Raw genomic sequence first — 13433 nt, 5'->3', positions numbered from 1 at the left:
AATTATCGACTCCCACTAACAAAATTCACAAGTCTATCACAGTTACGTCCATCATCATATTTAATATATTTCTTCTTATTAATTCTCTTGAGTTTTCTCTGTTTAACCAGATATGATTCCACGGCATAAATTACATCATCTTCTGAATAAGATACATATCCTGGTAATAATTTCTCAATATTTTCTTGAGAGATTGGTGTGTTATTTTGAAACAAGTAATTAATGATTGGTTTCTCTAAATATACAAAGTCAAAGGAAATACTTGAATAATCTGTAAGCATCATAGAACTTCTCTCAATTAATTGTCTTACATTCACCTTATTGAAGTCATGGATTTCAACATTTGGTGAGGATTTTAACTTCTCTACTATACCTGAGTTGTCTTTTTCTAAAAGTTGGCATGTTCTTGGATGTAAACATACATCTAGTATGATATTGTTTCTTTCCAGGACCTCTATAAATTTATTATTATTCAATAAAGATTGGATGGTCTTGAAATACTTACTTTCCATTAATTGATCTAAACTTTGTATATTTTTACGCCAAGTAAATGTCATCATAATACGTTTTTCTTTTTCTTTATTTTTTAACGTATCAAATCTAGGAAGCCCATAATTCAAAATTTCCTCATTATTGTAACCAAAATGATTCTTAATAATTTGTTCCTCTAAATTACTACTTGTCAAGATATAGTCTGCTAAGTCTTTATTAGAATGATATACATTCTCCACTCGTCCAGGAAGAATAATACCATGTTGAATAAATACACGTTTGGCTTTCCTTAAATGCTTAATATTTGATGGTAACAATATATTTACATTATCACTACTAAATATATACTTAGCATTCATTGAATAGATAATATGCTTTAGACTATAGAATGGGATAACATGCCCAAGTTTTTTAACTTTATCATAGTCAGGAGATTTTTTATCAATTAAATAATATACATCCTTATTAGGGTATTTTTCTCTACAATGTTTAAAGAACCAATATCCAGTGTCATTTGCAGAATTACCCAGTTTTTCTCCAACTAACCAAATTTCTTTTTTATGAAGCAATAAATTTGAAATATCCTCTGTTATTACTCCTAATAGCAATTTTAATTTCTTAGACTTACTAATATAATTATTATTTTTAATTTGCTTTATCGAATATTGTTTTTTCCTTATATTAGACGCCAATTTCCTTTTTAAGTACTCCCACTTACTATTAAACTTCTTGTAATTTAAAGCCAGCTTACTCCTAGTTTTCACAATAGGAATAATTTCAAATCTATTCTTTTCATTTTCTACAAAATGATTATTTGCCTTATAAATAAAATTATTATTCATTCCTCCAAGTGCGACGCTTTTTAATTCCCCTAGAAATTCAGTCTCAATAAAGAAGTCATATCCACCTGGTTCGATACTTTCATCAAATTTAATTATAACTTCATAACCACTATGACCGTATTTAAAACGTGCTGAAGAAAATTTATTGTTATATGAATAAGTTGGTGTAAAGCGATATTCCTTCTTACTCTCTCTATGCTTCATTAGAATAGTGTGTTTAATATCTTTTTTATTTGTGATTGAAATATTTTTAAGATATGCTAATCCTTTTAAAACCAATTCATTATCGACAAATTTAATATCAATTAATCGATTCACTAACTTAGTAGACTTAAAGAGATGTGTAATATCAATTAAAATTTCTTTCTTTTTATACATAAAGGAAAAATATACATTATTGTTACGTTTTAGGGTCTTAAAAGGAAATTGATCTATATAGTCATACATCATAACTTTATTAAGTAATTGTGATAAAGTTATTAACTCCCCATACTTTTCACTTATCAGAAGCGATAATTTAACATAATTTATTATAGAAAAAATTTTTATTCTTTCTTGATCAAAGTTCTTGCTAAATAAAGTATTCTTTACTATCTTTAGTGCTTGAATTTGTTCATTTTCAGGATAATCTAGAATATTAGCAATATGTTGATTCGCTTCCAACATTCTATAGTATTGAATATCATCATGAAATCTCCCTAACCTAGCAATAGAAAAACGATTCTTATCGATAATCGAATCGACAGTTGTTAAAGCTATTTGTAGATCTAGTAGGTTTTTTATTGTCTTCTGTTGTGTAGTAGATTCATTATCAGCTTCACGCCTACCACGGTAATAATATACAAAATCCTCAATTAAAATAGTTTTTCTAGAATCAAAAAAGCTTTCAATAGCAAATAGGAAATCTTCTCCATACCTAATGTGTTTATTAAATTTAGTTCTTTGGATTAACTCTGCTCTATAAAATTTAGCACATGAACTTGGGAATAAATATAAAATTGGATTATGCTTAATATGTGTTTCTTTATACCCTTCAATACTATTTTCATATTTATACCTCTCGGCAAATCTTGGATTCACTTTGGAAGATTCAAAGAATGAATCACCTACAAAGGACATCATTTTACCCACCACTAAATCTGCTTTTTGTTCTTCAGCATATGAGTACATTTTCTCACAAGCATCCTTTGCTAAATAATCATCTCCATCTAAAAATGTAATATATTTTGCCTCAGCTAAACTAATACCTATATTTCTTGGTTCTGATGGACTCCCCGTATTCTCTAAAAAATACCACTTGATATTTTTATATTTATTTGCCAAATCTCTAATGATATTTTGTGTGTTGTCTGTTGATCCATCATCAACTACCACAACCTGTACATTTTCAAGTGTCTGTTTTAGTACGGATTGAATAGCTTGTCCAATATAATTTTCAACATTATAACTAGCGATAACAACCGCAGCATTATATTTATACTCTCTTTCTTGGTATAAACATTGAATTTCTTTTACAAGCCTTTGAATATACTTCTCATTTTTTTTTGCAGGATTTAAAACCTTGATTAAAGACATGTCAGAATAATTTTCTTCTTTAATACTAATTACTTTAGCATTATGAATATTTTCTTTTAAATATTTGTAATACCCCTTTAGTTTCTCATTCCACGCTCTAATTTCATTGATATTTTTAAATTCCTTAAATTCTCCATCCTTTAAATATCGTTCTGATAGATACATTTCATGAATAATTACCTTATTAGTAAAATGACTATTTAAAAGCTTTACAAATTTATCACAATATTTTTGCCAAATACTAAACTCAACATTTGAAATCACACTAGAAGCCGGTTGTATTTTCGAATATAAATTGCTGTCCCTTAATAACCAACTATCCACAATCATGGTATCTTTATATTTCAGTAAGTTATATCGCTCATCTAATAAGTCAATAACAATATAATCGTTTTTTCTGCCTAACTGTTCTATATCCTCTATAATCTTCTTATTAAGTTCATTGGCTAGAATAACCTGTTTGTTATATACTGCTGGTTGTATTTTTTTAGAATCAATGTTTAACGATGGAGACATTATATCTATAATAGAACCTAGTGTATAATCAATATCAACATATAACTTTTCATTTGATACCATACTTAATATTGTTCCTGTTTCATAACCAAGAGAAATAATATTCATTCTGCTCACCTTCCAACCGTTTCTAATCTGTAATTTTCCCTATTTGTCTTTCTAACTCTAAGTAATATTTATCATTAAAGTGATATGGGAAGCATCCCCATAAATGTTTTGAGTCGCAGTAGAAATAGTTCTCTTCCCTCGGCTTAATTACATTTATCCCCTCAAAATTTTCTTTGAAATATTGATAATAATGGGCTAATAGCTTATTGAATTTACCAATATAATCCTGATTTTCAAATAAATACATCTGATTATCTTTTAAATAGGAATTTACCATTTGTACTTCATTTAAAATAATTTGCTCTGGACGGAAGTATTTTTTTAATTCCTCAATAAAATTGAAACAATTTTCTTCCCAAATCTTTGTTACCTCCGCTTCAAATCTATCTAATATAGTCACATTAAGTTCCTTTTGTAAATTCGATTCTCTATATTCCCAACTTCTTGTAAAATATGTATTTTGATACCTTAAAATATCAAAACGTTCTTCCATAAAGTCTATTACCAAATAATCTGTCTTCTTAGCAATATCTTTTAAATTTTTTATAAAAGTTTTGTCTAGGTCCCTATGTAATGCTTTTCTTCTAAAAGCACTAACCAAAGATATTTGGTCCTCGTTATATGATATTGGTTTTGCTGTTACACTAGCCAAACTACTCCGAGCATAGTAATCTATTATTTCATATTTCAGGTGACCATTATGCTCTTCATATACTCTAAAAATATCCCTGGAATCACAGCTACCAAATATCAATATTTTATTTTTTAAACTTTCATTTCTATATTCCGGTTTTTTTATAGCAAATTCATTCCATAAAGCCTCATACAGACATTCATAATAACTGGCACTTAATAAATGTGGTCTTAATAAATACTTATGATTAGCATCCGCATAGTTCTGATCTATTTTTATAATATTAATCCCTTCAAAATTCTTTTTAAAAAATTCATACTTCCCCTTTAAAACCCCGTTAATTTTTTTAATCTCTTCCGAATTAGAAAACTCTAATAATTCCCCATCCTTTATATATTTTTCCGCCAAATACAGTTCATGAAGAATAACCTTTTCATTAGAAATTAACTTTTTTAATCTATCTATTAGTAATAAGCATGCGCTATACCACGCTTCATTAAGTTCGTTTTGATAAACTTCATTATCCTTTAAAAGATTCATTAATAAACTACCTTGAACATCATAATTTAGAGTAATAAAACTACTATCTTTTTTTACTGAACTATACGTTTCATCCAAAAAGTCTATAATAATATATTCACTCTCTTTCGCCTTCTCAGATAAACGTTTTAAATAATCCTTTTTTAATTGTTCTAAGGTATAATGATTTAAATTTATTGTATCTTGTCGCTCTAATCCTTTAATGGGTTTAGACATTAAACTCATTATATTTGTTTTACATATGCTATCAATTAAAGATATACCTGGTTTTTTATATAGATCGAACAACAACCTGCTTCCTGTTCCAATAGTGATGACTTTCATATTTTTTTTTCCTCTAATCTAGATATTTTTTTTAATATTGCCTCGCAATGCAAGGTTTTATCCCTCACTAAAAATTTGTTCTCTTTACTTTGAAAATTGTAAAACAATCTGCTTCCTTTAAAGCAATACAATATACTTTGAAGAATTGCATCTAAATCCGTTACCACAGGACCAAATAAATCTTCTTTATGGTTAATTGGTCCTTCGTTATAATGTCTAGAATAAAATTCATCATAATCAAATTGAAAAAAAATAACAGGCTTATTCATATAAGCAAAATCAAATGAAACTGTAGAATAATCTGTAATTAGTAAACGATGTCGCTTTAATAGACTTTGTACTGTTTCTTCACCCTGTTTTAGGACCTTGATTCGTTCATGAAATACAGGCGTTTCTGCGCCTAATTTTTGAGTCTGGTAATGAGGAAAGAAAGTCAATGTCATGTCTTTCTCTTCTAACATCCGATGAAGCTCTTTGCTTTTTAAAAATGACATATATGTCTGCCAGTACTTAGATTCCATTAATTGGTCTTTCGTTTTAATCCAACTTCTCCAAGTTGGCATAAGTAAAATTTCATTCCCTTTACTTTCATCCTTTAAGGCATCCCAACGTGCAAGCCCTGTTACGATTACCTCATCTTCCTCATATCCAAATTCTTTGACGATATGCTCCTTTTCAAACTGTGAGGACACAACAAATAGAGAATAGCCCATTCGATTTTTATTTAACACATGATTTACGCGACTTACACCTATAACCCCATGTTGAATAAAAATCTTCTTATTTTGCTGCCATTCGGGATAGTACTTTAAAATGTGTTTATAGTCATCTGTATACATATTGGCTGTTTCTGAATAACTGTTAATTGTTTTATTACAAATCAACAAATAGAATGTATGTTTAAAACTTCCGTATTGAATTACATTACCTAATCCTTCAATATTTTTATAATCATTACTTTTCTTATTAATAATATAAAAAACTGGAACATCCGGGTGTTTCTTTCGAATATACGTAAATAAGTGATAGGAATTATCTTGTGCTGTATCTTCTCTTTCACCAATTAACCATATATTCTTTCTACGAAAATATGATCCAAATAATTTATAGAATATAATTGCAAGTAATGCTTTATAATTTTTTCTTTTAAATAACCCTAAATCATAACGAATTGCTCGCTTAACTTCACTATATGTATTCATCATTCTCTTCACATAGTTAGACTTACAAATTTGAATTGTAGCTTCACTATTTTTATATAGTACCTTAATATCCAATGAATTTTCATTTTGATACTTTGTATTATTGCGTAACTGTGCTAACAGAACTCTTAACGGTTCTTCAATAACAGTTTTCCCTATGCTGAGGCGTATTGATATTTTCCATTCTCCCTCTTCTAACAAATCTCTTACATTGACTTCTATTGTTTCAAATCCCGCATCATTATAGTCAATGGTATTGTTAGAAAATAAGTATGATATATCCGTACGTAAGGAGTTTTTTAGTTGAATTGTTTTAGTGGTTCCATCTTTATAAAATACTAATTCTTTTTTTATTTTCTTAGTTGATACATTTTCAACGAATGCATATCCACTAATTGTAAGAATCTCTTTACGAAGTTTTATTCCTTCTATTTTATGAACTACAGTTAAATTATTAACTTGTAATAATTCTTTATATCGAGGGAAAAATTGATAATAAAAATAGTAATATTTTCCATTCTCATGTACATGTTCTTTTGAAATTAATTCATTCTGAAAGATATTTAATAATTTCTCTAAACCTTTATAATCATTTTCTTTTATCATTTCAGTTATTAATTTGTCCCGCACATTAAAATCTTCTACATGCTTAAAGCTAATTAAGCTTGATAGAAACTCATTTCCTAGTTGAATGACTTCTAAAAGCTTTTCATTTGAAAAATCTTTTCCCTTTAAAACAATAGAATCCACAAAGAATTTCCACTGTCTTGCCTCTATAGTATGGATTAATGCAAGCCTTTTTCTCTCTATATACATGGCTGTTAATTTCATTTGTAATATAACTAACTGATTAAAAAACATAATCGTTGCATTTTTAGATAGGTTATTATTATCGTTATCTACTATCCTATAATAAAGCAAGGGTATCTCGCGTACGATTACCCTTTCTGCAACCAACAAACATTGTTGGGTAAATAGCAAGTCTTCCCCTACCCAAAGATCTTCATCAAAATGAATATTATTAAGGACACACATTTCTCTTTTAAATATCTTATTGCTCGTGGATGGAGTGAGATGTAATTCTAAGTTCTCCGCAATATTTCTAATCAATGGGAATTCCTTATTAAATAATTTTTTCATATATGAAAGTGGCCAATTTTTATATTCATTAAAACAAATAATATTGGCAATAACCATATCTGCATTATTTTCGCTCGCAACCTCATACATTTTCTCGTATCCAGCTAAATGCACATAATCATCTGCATCTAAAAATGTAACGTATTCCCCGTTTGCTTTTTGTAATCCAGCATTACGAGCGGCACTCACACCAGCATTCTGTTGTCTATAAACTTTCAAATTATTATGTTGCTTTTCATACTGCTCCAATACTTTCATACTATTATCGGTTGAGCCATCATCAACAACAATAATTTCAATCCCCTTTAATGTCTGTTCAACAACAGATTGTAAACACTGAGCTAAATATTGCTCTTTGTTATAATTTGTAATTACTACACTTAGCTTTACTTTCTTCAAGAAACCCTCATTCCCATCTTTTAGTTCATATGGTAACGTAGAAATCAAAAATATTTTTCCCTATATTATTCCAAATCCTTATATATTTTTATAAAGAGTTCTTTTTCATTTTCCCAATTATAATTATTACGGGCAATGAAGCTATTTTCTCTCATTTTCTCTCTCTCTTCTGGATGTTCTAGTATGTAGTTTACTCCTTCAGCAATGGAAGCCGGATTATGAGAATCTATACAAATCCCAACATATTCATTTTCCACCACACGTTGTATCTCTGGAAAACTACAAGCAACAACTGGAACCCCGCTCATCATATATTCAAATAGTTTATTAGATGAAGCTGAATAATGGTTAAAACAAACGTTATTTAAAACTTGAAAACCTAAATAAGCGTTCTTCGTATAGTGTAATAATTCATTCACAGGTACTTTCGGAATGAATTTTACTTTATTTTCTAAACCTAAATCCAATACCATCTTCTGTAACTCAGGTTTAATACGTCCATCACCAATAAATACAAGTGTGCCCTTTTTAAACATTGGAACTGCTTGTACTAGCTTTTCTAGACCTCTACCCACTTGAATTCCGCCTTGATATAATAAGATAGGCTCTTCCTGTGAAATCTCTAACACTTCATGCAAATTAATCGAATTACTGTCCTCTGGTTGTGTTACAAAAGGATAATTATGAATGACCTTAGGGTAGAAGCCATATAAATCTTCCGCATATTTTGCACGAGTATGATTTTCCATAATCATCACATCTGTATATTTCAGGAAGAATTTCTCCATAATCCCATAAATTTTACTATTGTATCCAGTGCGGCTAGTCTGTACCTCATGTGAATCATAGATTAATTTCTTCTTTCTAAATACTTTCGCACAAAGCCATCCTTGTGGTAGTGTATTTAAATCATTGGAATGATAGAAATCATATTCTTTTTTCAGACCAACCTTAACCATTTGAATCAATATATAAGAGCGTACAATTAATGTCCGTAGCTTTCTCATAGAAAATAATGCACCAAATAACAATATCAAACATGTTATCATTGGGAATTTCCACAAACAAATTGCTGCAATTACTCCAAATAAAAACATTGTAACTATATTTTTCGTTATTAATTGCTTTACTCGTTTTGCTGCACCCAAGCCTTTTTGTAAAAGAGATAGTCGATTATTTACACGTGTTACTGTAAATCCTTCTTTTCGCATCTCCCATTTAGGTAAATCATTTTGTTTCCAATCATGAATACAAATCAAGTCTACTTCATAATCCTCTTCAGCTAAAGCCGTGCATTCTCTTAATACACGAGCGTCATTTGTGAAGTGGTTCCATACGAACATACATACTTTCTTCTGTGGCATCATTTTCCTCCATTAAACTTGTTAATACTTTAATATTATTTTTCCACCTCAAATATTGGAAAGCAAATTCATGCCCATTGTTTCCCATTTTTCTACGCAATATCTCATTTTCAGCTAGTTTGATAATGTGTTCTCCTAATTCTTTAACTGTTCGATCATTTGAAATCAAACCACATTGAGCTTCATTAATAACTTTCTCGGCATATCCAGACACATCTCCAATAATAGGCTTTTTCATACACATATAATCAATAACCTTTCCTGGCAAAACGGTTTGAAATACTTTTTCATCTACTAAACTAACATATGCAATATGTGCCTTTGCAACTTCTTTTAGGGTTTTATTACGACTTTTCGCTTTAATAATTTCTATATTAGAAAGTTTTTTTTCTTTAATAACCTCAGCCACCTGATAACTTTTAAACCCATAACCAATTATTTTAAATTTAATATTTTCCTTTTCTCGTAAATATTCAGCCACCTCGATCAACTTTAATACATCTTGAGCTAACCCGATATTTCCTGTATAAATTACTTCAACTGTTTTAGTACTCGAATCAGTTATAGCTTGTTTAGTTTCTATCATATGTAATTCTTCTTCTGTTAAAGAGTTTGGCATAAATGATACTTTTTCACGTCTAACCCCTTTTAACTCCAGGTATGGAATAAACCCTGCACTATTTACAATAATTTGATCAGCTACACGATATAACATCTTTTCTAAAGCATATGCTATCGATAATACAAACCGATTTGCAAAAACTCCAACTCCTAACAATGATTCCGGCCATAAATCTCGTACATCTAATAATAATTCAGCTTTCAACTTTTTTTTAGCAAAAAAGCCTGCTATACCAATAAAAATAGGTGGAGTTGAAACGAATACATAATCATATTTTTTATCCATACGGAATATAGCCATAATAAAAAGCATTGTGATTTCTAAATACAAAAATAATCTTCTTAGCATATTATTTGTGTATTTTTTCACTCTTGGTTTTACTCTTATAACATCTTCACTATTTATCGATTCTTCATCCCAAAATTCCTTCTTCTTATATAAATTCTCATTTGGATATCTTGGATCAGTAGTCAAGATTGTAACATCGTATCCTCTTTCACTTAATTCTAAATAAATATTCTTTATTCTATTTGCCGCACTTCCAATTTCCGGATAAAAATTTTGTGCTATTACTAACACCTTCTTCATTTATCTATGTCCCTTCTTCCTCCCATATCAAATAATACCCCATTCTATTTCACCTAATTACTTACTATTTTTTAACAAAGTTCGCTTTAAATTTACAAAGTTCGCTTTAAATTTACAAATACAAGGATATCACTAAATCTGACAAAATTGAACCTTTCTAATTAATAATTTACCTTTTTACATCCTATATAAATACAACACAATATATAAATATAAACAAAATACGTTGCATTCTTGATATTTACTATTAAGTGCCCCAATACAAATAAACCTTGAGCAATAGATAATAAATCCAACTGTTCAAGGTTTACAGTATTCCAAATAATATTAATTCAATATTTATCGTAAAGCGCGACGTGGTAATTTATCGATATTCTCTAACATAATGCCTGTACCAACCGCAACGCAGTGCATTGGATTTTCAGCAATTAATACTGGTACTTTTAGTTCTTCTGCTAGAAGCATGTCGATACCGTGTAGTAAAGCTCCACCGCCTGTTAGAATTACACCGCGGTCGATGATGTCCGCTGATAATTCTGGTGGTGTACGTTCTAGTACGCCTTTTGCAGCTTGTACAATAACTGCTGCATTTTCTTTTAATGCTTCTGTAATTTCTTCAGAGCATACTGTAATTGTGCGTGGTAAACCTGTTACCATGTCACGTCCGCGAATTTCAAGCTCTTCGCTACGTGCACCTGGGAATACTGTACCAACTTTAATTTTAATATCTTCTGAAGTACGTTCTCCGATTAATAGCTTATACTTACGTTTAATGTAGTTTAAGATCTCCATATCAAACTTATCGCCAGCCATTTTGATAGAGGAAGAGGTAACAATATCACCCATAGATAGTACAGCGATATCTGTTGTACCTCCACCAATATCAACAACCATGTTACCGCTTGGTTGGAAGATTTCCATACCAGCACCAACTGCGGCTACTTTTGGTTCTTCTTCTAAGAATACTGTTTTACCGCCTGAACGTTCAGCAGCCTCACGAATTGCTTTTTGTTCTACTGATGTGATATTTGTTGGACAACAAATTAAAATGCGAGGTTTTGAAAAGAAGCTCTTTACGTCCAATTTGTTAATGAAATACTTTAACATTGCTTCTGTAATTTCGAAATCTGCGATTACACCATCTTTAAGTGGACGAATTGCTACAATATTACCAGGCGTACGCCCCACCATACTTCTTGCTTCTTCACCTACTGCTAATACTTTCCCTGTGTTGCGATCAATAGCAACAACAGATGGCTCATTTAATACAATACCTTTACCTTTAACATGGATTAATACGTTAGCCGTACCTAGGTCAATTCCGATATCTCGCGCAAACATTCCCGTTTTTTCCTCCTCGATATTCAAAATCAGGTTACACCCGAATTCTTTTACACCTAATTTCTGATTTTATCATAAATTTAACAGAAACGTAATATTCACAAAAAGAATTCTTCTGAAAAATATTACCGAATTGAAACGGGATGTTTACGATCGCATATTTATTGACGTACCGGCTTTTCTACATCTTCTTTTCTATACTTTTGCTTTGTTGCTTCTCCGCCTCTTAAATGACGAATAGACTTATGATAATCAAGAATTTCTTTCACTTCATTTGCGAGCTCTGGATTAATCTCTGGTAGACGTTCCGTTAAATCTTTATGGACTGTACTCTTTGATACCCCAAATTCCTTTGCAATGACACGCACTGTCTTTCTTGTCTCCACGATATACTTACCAATCTTGATAGTTCTCTCTTTGATGTAATCGTGCACACCACTCGCCTCCCTAATTTGGATGTGAGAAGGGTGAAATGAGCCTCGCTGCATACGACTAAGAAGTAAGTGTGAGTGCTGTTTGTAAGCGTTAAACATTCTTGGATTTATAATGAAATGATTCACGATTTCTCACCTCAAACACTCTCTTTGCTTTGGTTTATACCATTGTATTGCCCGCACTACTGATATATGCTACATGTTCACTATTTTTACGGACTAAGTACAAAAATATTTTAACTTCAGAAAAAATACAGGTTAAAACAAAAAAGCCTATTAGAATTTGAATACAATTCTAATAGGCTTGAACTTTACTTACTTGAAATCTCATATTTACCTGAAACTATTTTCTCAAAAATATCCATTTTAGTATCCGCTGAAATAAACCAACGTTTAATCTCTAGCGGTTTACTGTTCTCTGTAGCATACCCTGCCGAACTAGTAAAAGCTAATACTACTCCCAATTCATTTAATGCTTCTACCGAAGCATTATTATATTTTCCAAATGGATAAGAGAAATAGTTTGTTTGCAACAATTTATTACTTTGCAAAATATCTTTCTTAACATCATCTTTGGCTGCTTTAATTAATGCTGGTTTATTATCTATTACTTTATTAAGATCGTGTGTATGACTCCCAAATTCAAATACATCTTTCATTTTTTCTAACTCAATTTTACTCAACGTTTGAATATTCTTAGAATCAAACTTTTGAACTTTTTCAGTCAGTTTAGATGATACCGCAAATGAAACGGCATGCATTTTATATTTTTTTAGAATTGGGTATGCATAAACATAATTTGATTTTGAAGAATTATCAAATGTAATTAGTACACTTTTTTCAGGAAGTGACTTCTTATCTTTTATAAAGCCCTCAAATTCCTTTAGCGTTAACGCATGATACTTATTGTCTGCTAAATATTTAATTTGTTTTTCAAATTCACTTACAGATAAAATATTTTTCTTATCCTTAAATTCTGGATTACTCTTCTTATCTTTATCTTTAGCTAAATAGTAATACTGTAAAACAGGTACCTTCTTCTGGTTACTTTCAGCATTCATTTTATTATAAATGAAAAATCCAATCCCCGCGATTAATGCCACTACAACCGCTATTACAATAAATAATTTTTTCGAACTTTTGCTTCCTCTAGCTTTCAATTTAAAACTTCCCCCTCAACCACAACAAAAAAACACAGTATTTTAGAGTCCTACTGCATTCAAATATCGTTTTCTTATGTAAAAAATCACAATTAGTATTATACGGTCTAACCTTAAAAATTCCAATAGTTGTACAAAAAGAAAAAGACACT

8 protein-coding genes are annotated in these 13433 nt (G+C 30.2%); all 8 read right to left on the bottom strand.

Features of this window, described 5'->3' with window-relative positions:
- Window positions 1-2 precede the first annotated feature (2 nt).
- The gene (locus tag ACZ76X_RS25845) at window positions 3-3533 is read right to left on the bottom strand and encodes a bifunctional glycosyltransferase/CDP-glycerol:glycerophosphate glycerophosphotransferase (protein ID WP_479852115.1); all 3531 of its coding nucleotides are present in this window, start codon (window positions 3531-3533) and stop codon (window positions 3-5) included.
- 22 nt (window positions 3534-3555) lie between these two features.
- A complete protein-coding gene (locus ACZ76X_RS25840; protein ID WP_479852114.1) occupies window positions 3556-5031 on the bottom strand; it encodes a DUF6270 domain-containing protein in 1476 nt (491 codons plus the stop codon).
- Entirely contained in the window at window positions 5028-7772 is a 2745-nt protein-coding gene (locus ACZ76X_RS25835) for a bifunctional glycosyltransferase/CDP-glycerol:glycerophosphate glycerophosphotransferase (RefSeq protein ID WP_479852113.1), read from the bottom strand. Before ACZ76X_RS25835 ends, ACZ76X_RS25840 begins: the two co-directional genes overlap by 4 nt.
- Before the next feature lie 65 nt (window positions 7773-7837).
- A complete protein-coding gene (locus ACZ76X_RS25830; RefSeq protein WP_479852112.1) occupies window positions 7838-9136 on the bottom strand; it encodes a glycosyltransferase in 1299 nt (432 codons plus the stop codon).
- On the bottom strand, window positions 9087-10346 hold the full coding sequence (locus ACZ76X_RS25825; RefSeq protein WP_479852111.1) for a glycosyltransferase family 4 protein: 1260 nt from the start codon (window positions 10344-10346) through the stop codon (window positions 9087-9089). The genes ACZ76X_RS25830 and ACZ76X_RS25825 overlap by 50 nt, the downstream gene beginning before the upstream one ends.
- A gap of 339 nt (window positions 10347-10685) precedes the next feature.
- On the bottom strand, window positions 10686-11687 hold the full coding sequence (mreB, locus tag ACZ76X_RS25820; RefSeq protein WP_000457986.1) for a rod shape-determining protein: 1002 nt from the start codon (window positions 11685-11687) through the stop codon (window positions 10686-10688).
- 161 nt (window positions 11688-11848) lie between these two features.
- A complete protein-coding gene (gene spoIIID, locus ACZ76X_RS25815) occupies window positions 11849-12121 on the bottom strand; it encodes a sporulation transcriptional regulator SpoIIID (protein ID WP_000544012.1) in 273 nt (90 codons plus the stop codon).
- A gap of 311 nt (window positions 12122-12432) precedes the next feature.
- Window positions 12433-13281: a polysaccharide deacetylase family protein gene (locus tag ACZ76X_RS25810; protein ID WP_479852110.1), complete on the bottom strand. Its 849-nt coding sequence runs from the start codon at window positions 13279-13281 to the stop codon at window positions 12433-12435.
- Window positions 13282-13433 lie beyond the last annotated feature (152 nt).

The sequence above is a fragment of the Bacillus sp. BC05(2025) genome (genome assembly GCF_056725905.1).
This window is presented reverse-complemented; position numbering and strand designations above follow the sequence as displayed.

Bases quoted from the DNA above. Each gene is read 5' to 3' on its own strand.
- ACZ76X_RS25845 (WP_479852115.1), bottom strand. From the start codon at position 3,533: ATGAATATTATTTCTCTTGGTTATGAAACAGGAACAATATTAAGTATG.
- ACZ76X_RS25840 (WP_479852114.1), bottom strand. From the start codon at position 5,031: ATGAAAGTCATCACTATTGGAACAGGAAGCAGGTTGTTGTTCGATCTA.
- ACZ76X_RS25830 (WP_479852112.1), bottom strand. From the start codon at position 9,136: ATGCCACAGAAGAAAGTATGTATGTTCGTATGGAACCACTTCACAAAT.
- ACZ76X_RS25825 (WP_479852111.1), bottom strand. From the start codon at position 10,346: ATGAAGAAGGTGTTAGTAATAGCACAAAATTTTTATCCGGAAATTGGA.
- mreB (WP_000457986.1), bottom strand. From the start codon at position 11,687: ATGTTTGCGCGAGATATCGGAATTGACCTAGGTACGGCTAACGTATTA.